Source organism: Pseudoalteromonas sp. SG44-1 (assembly GCF_014164315.1).
Classification (GTDB): Bacteria; Pseudomonadota; Gammaproteobacteria; order Enterobacterales; family Alteromonadaceae; genus Pseudoalteromonas; species Pseudoalteromonas rhizosphaerae.
In genome coordinates this window covers 36,647-52,889 of the sequence record NZ_JACJEW010000001.1, presented here as the reverse complement: position 1 = coordinate 52,889, position 16,243 = coordinate 36,647, and the positions used below count along the sequence as shown (strand labels likewise).

Sequence of the window (16,243 nt, the reverse complement as noted above, 5' to 3'; positions counted from 1 at the left end):
TAATTATCTTGACAGCAGGAAAAGGCACGTTATGGTTCGCGTTGTGCACACTCTCCCAAAAAAACACAAATTGCTTATTCTAGGCTTGGTTTCTGCTATTGCTGCTTTAACACTCATTCCTTCAGAAAAAGCCACCGCCTCTAAAGACAATAGCGCTGATGCGCTAGAAATTGGCAAGCGCTACGAATTACAAATTAAAGTTGATGATAACGAAAAATTAACTGAATTAAATTCGCAAGAAGATGCAGCAAAATTCCCAGAATACAATCTAGTCGATTTTGAAGTAAAGAACGGTGACAATTTAGCACTTATTTTCAAACGCGCCGGCTTTTCAGCGCAAACCGTTCATAAACTGCTTAATACCAATGCAGAAACACGTAAACTTAGTAAAATTCACCCTGGTGAAACATTAAGCTTTGCTACCGCCGAAGATGGTTCTTTGGCACAGTTACGTTATGTGATTTCAAAAACAGATACCCTATTCGTTACATTAAATGAAGAAGGTAACTACGATACGTCTATTGATAGTAAAGAAATTGAAACATTAACTAAATCAACAGGCGGAGAAATTACCAACAGCTTTTGGACCTCAGGTATTGCTGCTGGTTTAAGTGAACGGCAAATAATGAACTTTGCTGACATATTCGGTTGGGATGTGGATTTTGCCAATGATATCCGTAAAGGCGATCAATTTGGTTTAATCTATGAATCGCATTATGTTGATGGCGAGTTTATTGGCACAGGTAAAATTATAGCTGCTGAGTTTATTAACCAAGGTCAACGTTACGCGGCTATTCGTCACAGCGATGGTACTTTTTACACGCCTGAAGGGCGTAGTATGAAAAAAGCATTTTTACGTGCACCGGTTAACTTTAAATATATAAGCTCAAGCTTTAATCCGCGTCGCTTACACCCTGTAACAGGACAAGTAAGAGCACACCGTGGGATTGACTACGCAGCTCGTACTGGAACGCCAGTAGTTGCCTCTGGTAATGGTAAAGTAATTAAAGCCGGATACAGTAAGTATAATGGTAACTATATATTTATTAGTCACGGCACACAGTACGTCACTAAATACCTACACCTTAACAAGAAACTAGTTAAAACTGGTCAAAAAGTTAAGCAAGGTCAACAAATTGGTACTGTCGGCTCCACAGGTCGTGTAACAGGCGCACACTTACACTACGAGTTTTTAGTTAACGGCGTTCACCGTAACCCTAAAACGGTTAAGTTACCGAAGTCAGAGCCACTGCCTCGCGACGAGCTTGCTAAGTTTAAACCAATCGCAGATAACTTCTTAGCGCAGCTAGAGCGCAACCGAGAGCTACAGTTAGCGCTTAAGTAAAGCGGTCAGCGAAAAATATAAGCCGTTGTTATGTAAATAGCAACGGCTTTTTGTTGAACTGTTTGATGTGATGCGCTCCGGTTGTATTCGCAAATTAATGTTGCAATAGAACTTGCATGTGCTGCCTCATATCTACTTTTATAGTTTTGAAAGTTAAGCAAACGTCACCTGATAAACGGCTATGAGCGAAAATTGAATATTTTATTGATTGAAATTTAGCCATGCGATTATTAATATCGCAATTTTCTCCGATAACATTAGTGACCGCCGTTTTGGTGTGCTAAAAAACCACCAAAATGGGACAAATAGATTGTTACGTTTCAGAATGAGCATTGAAGATATAAACAAAAAAGCCAAATCATTAATAGATGAAACTTGGAAAGATAACTCCAAGTGGCATCAAAACTTTGATGAGGCAAAAAGCATTCTTGAGCAAGTCTTACATAACCATACTGATGATGAGCTAACTCTCATAAACTATGGAACTGTTCTATGTGATATGGGCAAACATCAAGAAGCGGCTGAATATTTTAAAAAAGCAATAGATCAAGGCAGTAATAACAAACATGCATTTTACAATTTAGGTGTAGCGCTTATGAATTGTTCAACTGACGAAAATGCAATGTTCTACATGAAAAAAGCAAAATCAAAACAAGCTTGTGCTCTAACCTGGGAGGCTTACTTTGATCCAATGGGGCACTAATAACTTAACAAGATGGGTTTATTATCCATACAAAGCGTTTAAACATCGTTCAGACCATGTGGCCTTCACGGGAAACCCAAAGCTGCGTGACTGTTGTGGGATCGCAGAGTAACGAGCATAGATAAATATTCAAAGATTGATATCTACCGTTACAATTTTTTCGTTGTGTTTCGCGGTGCTCAACCCAACCTACACAGTCCATTTAAACACGAGCTTATCACTTACAACTTAAAGCTTACCGCTCCTAGACCTTAAAACTGGCAGCTACGCTCTACCTCACCAACACATAAATCAATTGCACAACCAATGAAATCATCACTAATGGCCAAATGTATTTGGCGTATTTAGTCGCACCATCTAGGCCCATTTTAGACTGATACTTTTCAAGTAGTGGCACAAGAATGATTAATGCAACAAACAGTGAAATTAAAATCACGAAGATATTCATACCATTCCTATTTAATAAAATATCTATCGAGTATACCTAGGGTCTGTTTATCTTTCGAGGTTAAATTTGCAGCTGCGCGTTTGGTTTTTAGGCAAGGCAGAGCCTATGTAGTGTGGTTATTCCCCATAAATAGGAGATAACTCGACATAAATGCCAAACACGCGCTGCCCGAAGGGTTCTGCCTAGGGGCGATTAACTCTTTGTTGCTCGATTTTTACTTAGCCCACTAGGTTACAAATCTCGCGCCGTGATTAAATCGCCCCTAGTTTGAACAAATTTTAACCCTAAAAGGTCAACAGACCCTAAGCGCAAAAAAAAGCGCAGTAAATACTGCGCCAGTCGGTTGGAAGTAAAAGTTACCTCACCATACTCAGCTCGCTGGGTATGGTTTAAGATTTGTTTAACCTACCAGAGCTAACAAGATACCTGCAGCCACAGCACTACCCAGTACTCCCGCAACATTTGGTCCCATTGCATGCATTAATAAGAAATTATGCGGATTATTCTCCAGACCCACTTTATTAACTACGCGTGCAGCCATTGGCACAGCTGATACACCAGCCGCGCCGATGAGTGGATTGATTGGTGATTTAGAGAACTTGTTCATACCTTTTGCCATAAATACACCTGAAGCTGTACCAATTGCAAAAGCCAAGGCGCCGAGTACCAAAATACCAATTGTTTCTACGGTTAAAAACTTATCTGCAGCAAGCTTAGAGCCTACAGCTAAACCAAGGAAAATAGTGGTGATATTTATGATCTCGTTTTGTGCACTATTACTTAAACGGTCAACCACACCAGACTCTCGCATCAAGTTTCCTAAACAGAACATGCCTACCAGTGGCGTTGCTGCAGGTAAAAACAAAATCGTTAAACTCAATACCATTAACGGAAAAATAATTTTTTCCTTTTTTGATACGGTGCGTAACTGTGGCATTTGAATTTTACGTTCTTCTGGTGTGGTTAAAGCCCGCATAATTGGCGGCTGAATAATTGGCACCAACGCCATATATGAGTATGCAGCTACGGCGATAGCACCCAATAAATCAGGAGCAAGTTTTGAGGCTAAGAAGATTGCCGTCGGGCCATCTGCACCACCTATAATCGCAATTGCTGACGCATCTTGTAAAGAAAACTCAAAACCTGGTACATAGTTTAGTAAAATTGCGCCAAACAAGGTTGCAAAAATACCAAACTGAGCTGCAGCACCTAGCAATAACATACGAGGATTAGCTATCAAGGCACTAAAATCAGTGAGTGCACCAACACCCATAAATATTAATAATGGGAATACACCGGTATCAATCCCAATATGATAAACGTAATACAGCAAACCACCGGGGTCTGATAAGCCCGCTACGGGGATATTTGTTAATATTGCCCCAAAGCCAATTGGTAATAATAATAACGGCTCAAAGTTGCGCGCAATTGCCAGATACAACAATAAACACCCTACTGCGATCATAATAAGCGCAGGAAATGTAAAATTAGCAATACCTGTTGCTTGCCAGAGGTTTAATAATGCTTCCATCCTCTGAGCTCCTAAGCTAGTGCTATCATAGCGTCACCCGTTGCCACTGAATCACCTTCAGCAACAAGAATTTCAGCAATAGTACCGGTGTGGGTTGCACGAATTTCAGTTTCCATTTTCATCGCTTCCATGATGATCACTACATCGCCTTCATTTACCGTTTGACCCGCTTTCACCTTGATTTTAAAGATGTTACCAGCAAGTGGAGCGTTAAGTGTTTCGCCGGAAGCAACTGACGCCGATTGTGGAATATGCTCACTATCTTTAAGTGTTACTTCTTTAAGCTCACCGCCTTGTGCAACCACTACATCATAAACTTTACCATCTACTTTTACGCTGTACTGCTCTGCTTTTACTGTGTTGCTGTTACTTTTTTTATTGCTAACTGGTTGTTCTTTATTAGCAGATTCAGCACTTGGCACAGCTTCGAAAGCATCTGGGTTATTACGATTCTTAATGAATTTCAACCCAATTTGTGGGAATAATGCATACGTTAACACGTCATCAATCTGCTCATCCGCTAAGCTTAAACCTTGCTCTTGTGCTTCTTTTAATAGCTCAGCTTGGAGTATTTCTAGTTCTGGTTGCAATAAATCAGCTGGGCGGCAAGTAATGACTTCTGCCCCATTAAGTACGCGCTCTTGTAACTCTTTATTCATCGGCGCAGGAGTTACGCCATACTCACCTTTTAGCACTCCGGCAGTTTCTTTGGTGATAGTTTTATAACGCTCGCCCGTCAATACGTTTAATACTGCTTGTGTACCAACAATTTGTGATGTTGGTGTAACTAACGGTAAATAACCTAAGTCTTCACGTACACGTGGGATCTCAAGTAATACTTCATTCAATTTATCCGCAGCACCTTGCTCTTTAAGCTGGTTTTCCATATTAGTTAACATGCCACCAGGCACTTGCGCTAATAAAATACGGCCATCAACACCTTTTAAGCTGCCTTCAAACGCGGCATATTTTTTACGAACATCACGGAAATAAGCAGCAATCTCTTCGAGTTGATTTAAATCCAGCTCAGTATCACGTTCAGTACCTTCAACAATCGATACAATCGTTTCAGTTGCGCTGTGCCCGTAAGTCATACTCATTGATGAAATTGCGGTATCAAGCATATCAATACCAGCATCAATCGCTTTTTGGTAAGTAGCAGTACTTAAACCTGTTGTGGCATGACACTGCATTGCAATTGGGATAGAGACTGTTTCTTTTAACGCTTTGATTAACTCTTCTGCATCGTATGGTTTAAGCAAACCGGCCATGTCTTTAATACAAATTGAATGACAGCCTAACTCTTCAAGCTGCTTGGCAAGCGTTAACCACATATCAAGTGTATGAACCGGGCTTACTGTGTACGAAATTGTACCTTGTGCATGTGCGCCAACTTTAATTGCAACTTTAATAGCCGTTTCAAGATTACGAACATCGTTCATCGCATCAAAAATACGAAACACATCAACACCATTTTTGTGCGCTCGCTCTACAAATTTTTCAACAACATCATCGGCATAATGACGATAGCCTAAAAGGTTTTGACCACGTAATAACATTTGCTGTTTAGTATTTGGCATAGCTTTTTTAAGAGCACGAATACGCTCCCAAGGATCTTCACCCAAATAACGAATGCATGAATCAAAAGTAGCCCCACCCCATGATTCGATCGACCAATAACCTGCATCATCTAATTTTTGTGCAATCGGTAGCATGTCATCCAAACGCATACGCGTTGCTAATAATGATTGATGCGCGTCCCTAAGTACTAATTCTGTTAATTTTAATTTAGCCACAAGTCACTCCTTATAGTTTTTGTTTATTTTTGTATTGAGCTATGGCTGCACTTATCGCAGCGATGTGTTCACTTGATACACCTGATGCTTTGATTGACGGTGTACGCGTTGGCGTTGTTGCAACCGGCTGTTCAAAACGACTCGCTAATTTAGACATAATGGTAATTGCTGAAATCAACAACGAAAGAAAAACGAAAACGCCCACCATCCCGGTGATCATTAAGTTTGCTGCTGTAGCAAGTAACTGACCTATATCCATCCTGCTCCCCCTGATTATTTCCACCCAGCCCCGCTAGGTAAAAAATCACTTTATTTAAATAATTATGCAACAATCATAACAAAGAAAAAGACCAAGTCCAACACTTTGTAAATTGGTAAAACCAATTAATACAAAGCTAACATATGCTCAGCAAAGTTAACACTCTACATTTTGCTATAATTTCATAGGATATAGATGATAAAAATACTGAATATAGCTATAACTTATAAGTAAAAGCTTATCCGCAGCTGGAAAACCTACCGACTGAACGACTGAACAACCGCTTGATTAAATACAAAATGGCTCAAAAATGAAATTGGTCTTACCAAAAAACGACTTAAATATTGATTTTTAGAGCGTCGAGTATAAGTTACAGATAAAGCTGTAAATAATTCCCACCTAATTTATGAAGAGAAATGAAATAAACCCCTATGACATTGATAATAAAGGATTTAAATACATGGCATGTAACTAGCATTATTTACTCTGAACAAATTTATAAACCAAGGAGACGACAATGTTACGCTGGACAATTACATTTCTAGTTATTGCACTTATTGCTGCAGTGTTAGGTTTTGGTGGTATCGCAGGTGCCGCAGCAGGAATTGCTAAGATTATCTTTTTTATCTTTATTGTATTGTTAGTTATTTCACTCGTTTCAGGTGCATTGCGCGGCAATGTCCCTAAGTGATAACAATTTATTTTAAATAACAACACATTTATTATTTTTACAAGGAATTACATTATGAAATCGACAACTATTAAAACCGCTGTGATCGCTTTATTCGCTAGTTTTTTTATCATGGGTTGTGAAGACAATCATGCAGAAGAGGCCGGTGAGCGCATCGATGAAGCTGTTACCGACGTACAAAACAAAGTAGAAGACGCCTGTGAAGAAGTAAAAGAAGGCGTTAACGCTAAAGAGACTAACTGTTAATAAATATATTCAAGATTAAAAAGCGGCTTCTGAAGCCGCTTTTTTATTTAAGCTACTGTTTAAAAACAATCTTTTTATCTACCCTGCCGTATTTCATTCGTTTTACATTTCAAACTTTTCAAAATTTTATATTTTGACGCTTTAAATTATTTGTATGTCCCAACTTAATGACTATCTTTAAAAAGCTAAGAGGAAGCATCTGCAATGTGCTTCCTGTTGTATTTAGCCTAATTATTATAAATATTTGGGAGATTACAATGTTAAAAAGTAGAATTTCATCTGCAGTGAAATATGCACTTAGTGCAGGGGTTGTCTCAACCGCACTCATCTATTCACCACTTTCCACAGCACAAGAAACTGAAGTCGACAAAGACGTCGAAGTTATTTCTGTTACAGGTAGCCGTATTCGCCAACCAGGAGCTGTTTCCGCTAGTCCTATCATTTCCATTGGAGAAAAAGAACTTGGTTTTCAACAAGAACCTGAAGTTGAACAAATATTAAGAAACTTACCAGCAACAGTACCTGGTGATGGTAGTAACGTTAATAATGGTTCTGGCGGTGCAGCTACAATAAACTTACGCGGTCTTGGTGCTCAACGCTCATTAGTATTAATGAATGGCCGTCGTATGATCCCATATAACTATAATGGTGCCGTAGATAGTTCAACCATCCCCAGTGCATTAATTGAACGAATTGATATTGTTACCGGTGGAGCATCTGCCGTTTATGGTTCTGATGCAATAGCGGGCGCTGTCAACATAGTGCTAAAAGATGATTTCCAAGGGGTGGTTTTTGACGCCAAACATTCAGAAACTGGCGATGGTGACGGTGATAAAGACAGCTTCAGTATTACTCTGGGTTCTAATCTTGAAGATGACAAAGGTAATGTAGTGTTATCGCTAGGTTGGACACAACGAGATCAAATTTTATTAGGTGATAGACCATTAGGCCTGCTAGGAATTGAAACTAAAACGGGTGCTAACTATGAACAATTCTTAAATGGCGAGCCGCCAATCCCAGCTCCTGATGCATGTAGTGGTCCAAACTCCGTCGAAAGTGGTGGATCTACCACCGCTTTTCCTACTCGATTTACAATTGTTGGTGCTGGCGGTAATGGTAGTGGCCAATTCAGAAATGATGGCACATTAGCCGCTACTGAGTGTAGTGTATTCAACTTCAACCCATACAACTTCTATCAAACACCATCTGAACGCTATTCAGCAACAGCTATTGGTAATTACTACCTGACAGATGATCACCAAGTTTATTCATCTGTGAACTTTACTAATACCAGTGTTGATACCCAAGTAGCTCCTTCTGGTACTTTTGGATCTGTGTTCAATTTACCATTAGCCAATCCATTAATAGGCGATCAAGCAAGGCAATTTATGATCGATGGCGCTACGGCTGCTTTAGGTGAAGGAAGTTTAGATACATCTAATTGGCAAGACATAAATGGCAATGGTATTGTTGATGAAGCTGACTACCTGTCAGTTCAACTTAGAAGACGTACATTAGAGCTTGGCGCTCGAACAGAACGATTTGACAGCACTCAATTTCAAATGGTGACTGGGGTTACAGGTTACTTTTTAGATGATTGGCAATATGATGCAAGCTATCAATATGGTGAATCTAACCGAACAACTGTTCGTGGTGGTTACACCAACTTAACTAACATTCAAAACGCGCTTGATACTACAGATGGCGTTACTTGTAAAAATGGTGATTCTAGTTGTGTTCCTATAAACTTATTTGGTGGTTTTGGTTCAATCACCGAAGAAATGGCAGGTTATGCACAAGCAATTGCATTGCAACAACAAAAATACAGCCAAGAAGTTTTCACTGCTAGTGTAAATGGCTCATTCGACTTTATTGAAATTCCGGGCGCTGGCGCACCACTGGCAATGAGTTTTGGCTATGAAAAGCGTAAAGAAAAAGGCTTATTTGAGCCTGACGAATGTTTAAAGCTTGCTCCAGCAAGCTGCCAAGGTGGTGCTGGCGGTAATCAACTTCCAATCTCTGGCGGTTTCTCCGTTGATGAGTTATTTATGGAAGGCTACTTGCCGGTATTAGATGGGTTACCAGGTGCTGAAACGCTTGATGTTGAGTTTGGTTTTCGTTGGGCTGATTATGATACAGTTGGTAGCAATGAAACCTGGAAGTTAGGCTTTAATTGGCGTCCAGTCAGCGATATTTTAGTCCGCGTCATGCAACAACAAGCTACTCGTGCACCTAATGTTGGTGAGATTGCATCCCCTGTAGTCACAGGGTTAGATAATGCTCAAAGTGACCCGTGTTCAGTAGCTAATGCAGGTAATATTGATGAAACATTAAAACAGCTTTGTATATCAACTGGAATGACTGAAGCGCAAGTTGGTAATGTGCAAAATGTTATTTCAGGGCAAGTACAAGTTATTAGCGGTAGTGATCCTCTGAATCCTCCGGGGGCCGAAGAAGCAGACACATTTACAGCAGGTATTGTGTGGACGCCTGAGTTTGATGCGCTTGAAAACTTTACAATCACATTAGATTACTATGATATTGATATTAGTAATATTATTGGCAACTTTTCTGCTCAAGAAATTCTTGATGCTTGTTATGTACTTGGCGATACCAATGAGTGTGCAAAAATAAATAGAATTGGTGGTGATTTAACAATTGCTGGAGCTGGTATAGAACAGTTCACCACTAACTTGAAAAGCCAACGTGCTGAAGGTATCGAACTTGGTTTTAACTTTGCTGTACTAATGGACGAAATGGGCGAATTGCAATTTTCAGGTAATATCAATAAATATCTAACACAGGAGTCACAAAGCTCAGACACAGCTAGAATAATCGATTGTAAAGGTTACTTCAGTACCAGTTGTGACCCTGTATCAGAGCTTCGTTGGGTGCAACGTACTAGCTGGGTATGGGAAGATTTAACAATGTCATTACAATGGCGTCATATAGATGGCGTTGAAGTAGAGCCGATTGAAGCCCCGAATGTTTTTGAAGATTTTAGAAGCATTGACAGCTACGACTACTTTGATTTATTTGCTAGTTATTACGCAACAGAAAACATTGTAGTTAATTTCGGTATAGATAATATTTTTGAAAAAGAACCACCTGTCGTTGGTGGTGAAGCTGGCGATACCAGCTCTAACTCAGGTAATACATTCCCAAGTAACTATGATGTACTTGGCCGCAAATTTAAAATGGGCATTAAAGTCCAATTTTAAATAAATCCTTTCAGTTGCATTAACATGCACCGCACTTTATGCGGTGCATGTTTATAATTTATTACAATGGCTATGCTCTCGCTTCTAGCATTAGTCGCTTCATGTCACGTACTGCTTTATCTAATCCATCAATGGCTGCGCGCGCTATAATTGCGTGACCAATGTTTAATTCGTAAATTTCTTTCATAGCAGCAATCGGTTTCACGTTATGATAATGAAGACCGTGGCCGGCGTTTACTATCAAACCCAAACTTGCTGCATACTTTACGCCTTGATGAATATGCTCAAGTTGTTTTTGTATCTCGGTATCAGTTTGCGCATCCGCATAAGCGCCAGTATGAATTTCAACATAAGGGGCATTACAGGCTTTAGCTGCATCTAGTTGTGCTTTGTCTGCATCGATAAATAATGATACTTTAATACCGGCGTCAGTTAATTTTGCTGTCGCGGCTTTAATCTTATCTAGATTACCAACAACGTCTAAACCGCCTTCGGTGGTCAACTCTTCGCGTTTTTCTGGTACTAAGCAAACATAAGCTGGCTTAACATCTAAAGCAATATCAATCATTTCATCTGTAACCGCTATTTCAAGGTTCATTCGTGTTTGGATTGTTTTAGCCATCACATACACGTCACGATCTTGAATGTGACGACGGTCTTCACGTAAATGAATAGTGATCCCATCAGCGCCAGCATGCTCAGCAACACTCGCAGCATGTGCTGGATCTGGGTAATTTGTACCCCGAGCTTGGCGTAAGGTAGCAATATGATCAACGTTTATACCCAAAAGAATATCTTTCATTTTTTTACCTGTAAAAATAACGGTTAAAAATACCGTATTAAGATTGTTGGTGAATACCCAAACTATTTGGATATAAACAGCTCGCGACTTTTTAATGGTTTTTTGCCTAATAAAGGCTTCATTAAATGACGACTTAATTGTTTTGCCATATATAACACATCCGGCGCACTAAAGTCATGAGCTGCAATTGCATTTAACTGCGCGCCAGAAAAGCCACTGCCTTGATTTTCTTGGGCAACAAAGCCGTATTCAGCAAAGTAACTATACGTTTGCTCTGCCGAAATTGGATCGCCTGCGGCATCAAAACTAAAGTCAACGCCATAGCCTAATAATTCTAATAGTTGAAATTCATAAGAACGTAATACAGCTTGTAAATTAGGGTGCTGGTTAAGCTGTTGTAGGTGAGTTTTATACAATTGATAGGCATGATCAATCGGTTCATTAATTGGTACAATGCGGTTGGTTAGTTCATTGAGGTAAAACCCACAATAAAGCTGATCCCCAACTAGTGTGGATTGCGTGCCATGTAGTTCAAATCGTTGGATATATTTCAGGTCGTGTTTACCGGTATAATTTACCAGTAAGGCTTGGAAGGGTTGTAACTGAGCTTTGTATTTTGTTGCTTGGCGACCGCTAATTCGCGCCAGCATGCGCAACTGGCCAACGCCTTCTACTAACATATCAAGCATTACTTGTGAGTCACTAAAAGGACGTCGGTGTAATAAATATGCCGTGTAGAAGTCGCTATCCATAAATATCGCTTAGGCTATTAATCTTCACCATAGCCTAAACTGCGAAGTGCTCTCTCGTCGTCAGCCCAACCTGATTTAACCTTCACCCAAAGTTCTAAAAACACTTTATTATCAAGCATTTCTTCGAGATCTTTACGGGCTTCGCGGCCAATCACTTTAAGCTTTTCGCCTTTATTACCAATAACCATACGTTTTTGCGTTTCACGCTCAACTAAAATCAAGCCATTGATATGCCAAATGCCATTTTCTTGCCATTTAAATTGCTCAATTTCAACGGTAACTGAGTAAGGAAGCTCCTCACCCATAAAGCGCATCAACTTTTCACGGATCACTTCGGCTGCCATAAAGCGCATAGAACGATCTGTTACGTAATCTTCAGGGAAGTAAAATTCACACGGTGGTAAACGCTTAGTTACTTCATCTTTGATCAGGTTGATATTTTTACCTTGAGTCGCAGATACTGGCATAATGCCAACAAAATCAAACTTTTCGCCTAACCACTTCATATGCGGTAGCACAAGGTCACGGTCTTTTACTTGATCAATTTTGTTCATCACAAGTAATACCGGTTTGCCATTTTGCTTTACTTTGTTAAGCACCATTTCATCGTCAGCATTCCAATGAGTACCTTCAACAACAAAAATAACTAGCTCAACATCACCTAATGAACTTGAAGCAGCACGGTTCATTAAACGGTTAATGGCACGCTTTTCTTCAACATGCAGGCCTGGTGTATCAACATACACGGCTTGGTGCTTACCTACAGTATGAATACCCATAATACGGTGGCGTGTGGTTTGCGGTTTACGCGAGGTAATACTTACTTTTTGCTCAATAATTTCATTAAGCAAGGTAGATTTACCAACGTTTGGGCGGCCAACAATAGCGACCATGCCACAAAAAGTATCTAAATCACGCGTGTGCGGTTGGATCAATGTATCAAGATTCATTTTTAAGTATCTTCAACGCTTTTTCAGCGGCTTTTTGTTCAGCTTTACGACGAGAACTGCCAACTGAGATGATGCTATCCATACCTTCAACAATACATTCAACCGTGAACGTTTGATTGTGTGCCTGACCTTTAGTATCAACTACAGTATAGCCTGGCAAAGGTAATTTGCGGGCTTGTAAGTATTCTTGTAGCAATGTTTTAGGATCTTTTTGGTTTAAACCTGGCGAAATGGCATCAAGGCGAGATTCATACCACGCTAAAATCAAGTCTCCACAAACATCAATGCCAGCATCTAAAAATACCGCACCAATAATTGCTTCAACCGCATCAGCTAAAGTTGATTCACGTCTAAAACCACCACTTTTAAGCTCACCCGGCCCTAAGCGTAAGTAATCACCTAGGCCAAACTCTAAACCAAATTCAGCTAAGGTTTGTCCACGCACAAGCGTTGAACGCATGCGGCTAAGATCGCCTTCACGCGCTTTGGGGAACTTACTATATAAAGCATTGGCAATGACAAAGCTTAAAATGGAATCGCCCAAAAACTCTAAGCGTTCATTGTGTTGTCCTTTATGGCTGCGATGGGTCATCGCCTGCTCAAGCAATACTTGATCAATAAAGGTATACCCTATTTTGCTATATAACTCTGTTACATTTTTTTTCATTGTTACTGAATATTACCTAGGCGTTCAAAACGAACACCAGTTGGAACCCAGCCTGGTAAAATGTCATCTGGGCCATTCTCAAATTCAAAACTCATCCATATAAAGACAGCTTTACCCACCAAGTTTTCTTTTGGCACAAAGCCCCATACGCGACTATCTTGGCTGTTATCGCGGTTATCACCCATCATAAAATAATGATCAGCCGGCACTACCCATTCATCAGAACGTGTACCCGGTTGTTGATAGTAACGCCCTTTCATTTCCAGCGCTTCAGGGTTAATTAAAATATTATGTTTTAGCGTAGTCAAATTTTCATCTAACCGAACTAAATCCATAGAGCCTTGCTTAAATTCATCGCGATTAATGATCTCCATATCAATTTTATTAAATTCATTACACAATAAGTCACCTTGTTGTGTTTGTCCTTGTTCGCAATTTGGCTGAATGTATAAACGCTTATCACGGTAAACGATTTTATCACCCGGTAAACCAATCGCACGTTTAATATAATCGATACTTTCATCTAATGGGTATTTAAATACCACAATATCACCACGTTCTGGCTCTGCCACATCAACTAATTGAGTACGCCAAACAGGGTCTTTCACGCCATACGAATATTTCTGTACTAAGATAAAATCGCCAACTAATAGTGTCGGCATCATTGAACCTGATGGTATTTGAAACGGCTCGAATATAAACGATCTAAAAATCGTAATAGCCGCAATCATCGGAAAAATTGATTTTGCCGTTTCAGTAATCGTCGGTTCTGGCGCAATTAGTGCTGCAGTTTCTTCATCGAGCTCGCCGCCAGCAGAACTTTGCGCAAGAGCTAAGCGTTGCTGCCTTTTTGGTGCAAACATAAAATGGTCAATTAACCAAATTAAGCCTGAGCCTAAAGTTAACAACACTAAAAATATTGAAAAATAACCTGCCATGCATTAAATCCTTTATCTTACGTAATTTGGTTAAAAAACTTACTTACCAACTTTAAGAATAGCTAAAAATGCTTCTTGAGGCACTTCAACATTACCTAGTTGCTTCATACGTTTTTTACCATCTTTTTGCTTTTGAAGTAGCTTTTTCTTACGACTCACGTCGCCACCATAACACTTCGCGATTACGTTTTTACGTAACTGTTTAACAGTGGTACGGGCAATAACGTGTGCACCTATTGCCGCTTGAATCGCAATATCAAACATTTGACGAGGAATAAGCTCTTTCAATGCATCAGCTAGTTGACGACCACGCGATTGCGCACTGTCTCTGTGAACAATAATCGCAAGTGCATCAACACGCTCACCATTGATCAAAATATCAACACGTACCATGTCTGATGTTTGAAAGTGCTTAAAGTTATAATCAAGCGAGGCAAAGCCACGACTGGTTGACTTTAACTTATCGAAAAAGTCCATCACCACTTCAGCCATTGGCAGTTCATAAGTAACTGCGACTTGTTTACCGTGATAGTTCATCTTGGTTTGCATACCACGCTTTTCAATACAAAGCGTAATAACACTGCCTAAATACTCTTGTGGTACAAGAATATTAGCTTCAACAACGGGCTCACGAATTTCTAAAATATCATTTACAGCAGGTAAATCAGATGGGTTATCAATCTGAATCGTACCTTCCTTAGTTACAACTTCGTAAATTACCGTTGGTGCGGTGGTAATTAAGTCAATATCGTATTCACGCTCTAAACGCTCTTGAATGATTTCCATGTGCAACATGCCCAAGAAGCCACAGCGAAAGCCAAAGCCAAGTGCTGTTGAATTTTCTGGTTCGAAGAATAACGACGCATCATTTAAGCTTAGTTTATTAAGCGCATCACGGAATGATTCATACTCATCCGAGGCAATTGGAAACATACCGGCATAAACTTGTGGTTTAATTTTTTGAAAGCCCGGTAAGCGCTCAGGTGCTGCATTTTTTTGATGGGTAATAGTGTCACCTACTGGCGCACCATGTATTTCTTTAATACCCGCAATAACAAAACCTACTTCACCAGTTCTTAAAATACCGGTGTTGGTTTGCTTTGGTGTAAAAACACCAACCTGATCTGCAGTGTGTATATGCTCGTTCGACATAATTTTTATCTTGTCGCCCGTTCTTAATTCACCGTGCTTAATACGCACCAGCGATACTACACCTTGATACGGGTCAAACCATGAGTCGATGATAAGCGCCTGTAGCGGCTTGTCTTTATCACCCTCTGGTGGCGGTACGTCCTTAACAATCATTTCAAGAACTTCGGCAATACCCACACCTGTTTTAGCGCTACATTGCACGGCATCTAGGGCATCGATACCAATAATATCTTCAATTTCTTCGGCTACACGAAGTGGATCAGCTTGTGGTAAATCGATTTTATTTAATACCGGAATTACTTCTAAATTCATTTCGATGGCGGTGTAACAATTCGCTAGAGTTTGCGCTTCAACACCTTGACCGGCATCAACAACTAATAATGCACCTTCACACGCTGCTAGTGAACGCGATACTTCATAAGTAAAGTCAACGTGTCCAGGGGTGTCGATAAAGTTAAGTTGGTAAGTCTCACCATCGTTGGCTTTATAATTTAGAGTTACACTTTGCGCTTTAATGGTGATACCACGCTCGCGCTCAATATCCATTGAATCCAATACTTGCTTTTGCATTTCGCGGTCTGTTAAACCACCACAAACTTGGATCAAACGATCTGAAAGGGTCGATTTACCGTGGTCAATATGGGCGATGATCGAAAAATTACGGATATGCTTCATAAACTGGATTCTAAACTTCTATTTTAATGGACTGAGTGTATAAAGCCGTAATTTTACATTTAATTGG

Annotated in this window: 15 protein-coding genes; 5 read left to right on the top strand and 10 right to left on the bottom strand. The window is 39.9% G+C overall.

The annotated features are described in order from the left end of the window. Window positions 1-31 precede the first annotated feature (31 nt). Both H5187_RS00275 and H5187_RS00270 read left to right on the top strand, forming a co-directional pair. Complete coding sequence (locus tag H5187_RS00275) at window positions 32-1,345, top strand: peptidoglycan DD-metalloendopeptidase family protein (RefSeq protein ID WP_182717010.1); 1,314 nt, start codon at window positions 32-34, stop codon at window positions 1,343-1,345. A 208-nt stretch (window positions 1,346-1,553) separates the two neighbouring features. Then, window positions 1,554-2,048, top strand: a complete 495-nt coding sequence (locus H5187_RS00270) for a tetratricopeptide repeat protein (protein WP_182717009.1) — start codon at window positions 1,554-1,556, stop codon at window positions 2,046-2,048. Between the two features lie 271 nt (window positions 2,049-2,319). On the opposite strand, the gene H5187_RS00265 is transcribed toward H5187_RS00270, so the two are convergent. The 4 genes from H5187_RS00265 to H5187_RS00250 form a co-directional block, all read right to left on the bottom strand. Next, window positions 2,320-2,496, bottom strand: a complete 177-nt coding sequence (locus H5187_RS00265; RefSeq protein ID WP_167542971.1) for a hypothetical protein — start codon at window positions 2,494-2,496, stop codon at window positions 2,320-2,322. Window positions 2,497-2,896: 400 nt separating this feature from the next. Beyond that, window positions 2,897-4,027 carry a sodium ion-translocating decarboxylase subunit beta gene (locus H5187_RS00260; RefSeq protein ID WP_145237582.1) on the bottom strand — a complete coding sequence of 377 codons (1,131 nt, stop codon included), beginning with the start codon at window positions 4,025-4,027 and terminating at the stop codon, window positions 2,897-2,899. A gap of 11 nt (window positions 4,028-4,038) precedes the next feature. Next, window positions 4,039-5,823, bottom strand: a complete 1,785-nt coding sequence (gene oadA, locus H5187_RS00255) for a sodium-extruding oxaloacetate decarboxylase subunit alpha (protein ID WP_182797432.1) — start codon at window positions 5,821-5,823, stop codon at window positions 4,039-4,041. 10 nt (window positions 5,824-5,833) lie between these two features. Then, complete coding sequence (locus H5187_RS00250; RefSeq protein WP_182717007.1) at window positions 5,834-6,082, bottom strand: OadG family protein; 249 nt, start codon at window positions 6,080-6,082, stop codon at window positions 5,834-5,836. Window positions 6,083-6,599: 517 nt separating this feature from the next. On the opposite strand from H5187_RS00250, the gene H5187_RS00245 reads away from it, so the two are divergent. From H5187_RS00245 to H5187_RS00235, 3 genes are all read left to right on the top strand, one after another. Further along, entirely contained in the window at window positions 6,600-6,773 is a 174-nt protein-coding gene (locus H5187_RS00245) for a DUF1328 family protein (protein ID WP_145237585.1), read from the top strand. A gap of 54 nt (window positions 6,774-6,827) precedes the next feature. Next, window positions 6,828-7,019, top strand: coding sequence for a hypothetical protein (locus H5187_RS00240; RefSeq protein ID WP_149980895.1), 192 nt, complete (start codon window positions 6,828-6,830; stop codon window positions 7,017-7,019). A 257-nt stretch (window positions 7,020-7,276) separates the two neighbouring features. Further along, window positions 7,277-10,240: a TonB-dependent receptor domain-containing protein gene (locus H5187_RS00235; protein WP_182717006.1), complete on the top strand. Its 2,964-nt coding sequence runs from the start codon at window positions 7,277-7,279 to the stop codon at window positions 10,238-10,240. A 70-nt stretch (window positions 10,241-10,310) separates the two neighbouring features. Here the strand turns inward: H5187_RS00235 and pdxJ are convergent, their stop codons facing one another. From pdxJ to lepA, 6 genes are all read right to left on the bottom strand, one after another. Continuing rightward, entirely contained in the window at window positions 10,311-11,042 is a 732-nt protein-coding gene (gene pdxJ, locus H5187_RS00230) for a pyridoxine 5'-phosphate synthase (protein ID WP_149980896.1), read from the bottom strand. Between the two features lie 62 nt (window positions 11,043-11,104). After that, on the bottom strand, window positions 11,105-11,794 hold the full coding sequence (recO, locus tag H5187_RS00225; RefSeq protein ID WP_145237591.1) for a DNA repair protein RecO: 690 nt from the start codon (window positions 11,792-11,794) through the stop codon (window positions 11,105-11,107). A 17-nt stretch (window positions 11,795-11,811) separates the two neighbouring features. Then, window positions 11,812-12,744, bottom strand: coding sequence for a GTPase Era (gene era / locus H5187_RS00220; protein ID WP_145237593.1), 933 nt, complete (start codon window positions 12,742-12,744; stop codon window positions 11,812-11,814). Continuing rightward, window positions 12,734-13,411, bottom strand: a complete 678-nt coding sequence (gene rnc, locus H5187_RS00215) for a ribonuclease III (RefSeq protein WP_145237595.1) — start codon at window positions 13,409-13,411, stop codon at window positions 12,734-12,736. Before rnc ends, era begins: the two co-directional genes overlap by 11 nt. Window positions 13,412-13,413: 2 nt before the next feature. Next, window positions 13,414-14,349, bottom strand: coding sequence for a signal peptidase I (gene lepB / locus H5187_RS00210; RefSeq protein ID WP_149980897.1), 936 nt, complete (start codon window positions 14,347-14,349; stop codon window positions 13,414-13,416). Window positions 14,350-14,388: 39 nt separating this feature from the next. Further along, on the bottom strand, window positions 14,389-16,176 hold the full coding sequence (lepA, locus tag H5187_RS00205) for a translation elongation factor 4 (RefSeq protein WP_182717004.1): 1,788 nt from the start codon (window positions 16,174-16,176) through the stop codon (window positions 14,389-14,391). Between the last annotated feature and the right edge of the window lie 67 nt (window positions 16,177-16,243).

Excerpts from the sequence above, each read along its gene's own strand:
- H5187_RS00275 (WP_182717010.1), top strand. The coding sequence starts at position 32 with ATGGTTCGCGTTGTGCACACTCTCCCAAAAAAACACAAATTGCTTATT.
- H5187_RS00265 (WP_167542971.1), bottom strand. The coding sequence starts at position 2,496 with ATGAATATCTTCGTGATTTTAATTTCACTGTTTGTTGCATTAATCATT.
- H5187_RS00260 (WP_145237582.1), bottom strand. The coding sequence starts at position 4,027 with ATGGAAGCATTATTAAACCTCTGGCAAGCAACAGGTATTGCTAATTTT.
- H5187_RS00250 (WP_182717007.1), bottom strand. The coding sequence starts at position 6,082 with ATGGATATAGGTCAGTTACTTGCTACAGCAGCAAACTTAATGATCACC.
- H5187_RS00245 (WP_145237585.1), top strand. The coding sequence starts at position 6,600 with ATGTTACGCTGGACAATTACATTTCTAGTTATTGCACTTATTGCTGCA.
- H5187_RS00240 (WP_149980895.1), top strand. The coding sequence starts at position 6,828 with ATGAAATCGACAACTATTAAAACCGCTGTGATCGCTTTATTCGCTAGT.
- H5187_RS00235 (WP_182717006.1), top strand. The coding sequence starts at position 7,277 with ATGTTAAAAAGTAGAATTTCATCTGCAGTGAAATATGCACTTAGTGCA.
- pdxJ (WP_149980896.1), bottom strand. The coding sequence starts at position 11,042 with ATGAAAGATATTCTTTTGGGTATAAACGTTGATCATATTGCTACCTTA.
- recO (WP_145237591.1), bottom strand. The coding sequence starts at position 11,794 with ATGGATAGCGACTTCTACACGGCATATTTATTACACCGACGTCCTTTT.
- era (WP_145237593.1), bottom strand. The coding sequence starts at position 12,744 with ATGAATCTTGATACATTGATCCAACCGCACACGCGTGATTTAGATACT.
- rnc (WP_145237595.1), bottom strand. The coding sequence starts at position 13,411 with ATGAAAAAAAATGTAACAGAGTTATATAGCAAAATAGGGTATACCTTT.
- lepB (WP_149980897.1), bottom strand. The coding sequence starts at position 14,349 with ATGGCAGGTTATTTTTCAATATTTTTAGTGTTGTTAACTTTAGGCTCA.
- lepA (WP_182717004.1), bottom strand. The coding sequence starts at position 16,176 with ATGAAGCATATCCGTAATTTTTCGATCATCGCCCATATTGACCACGGT.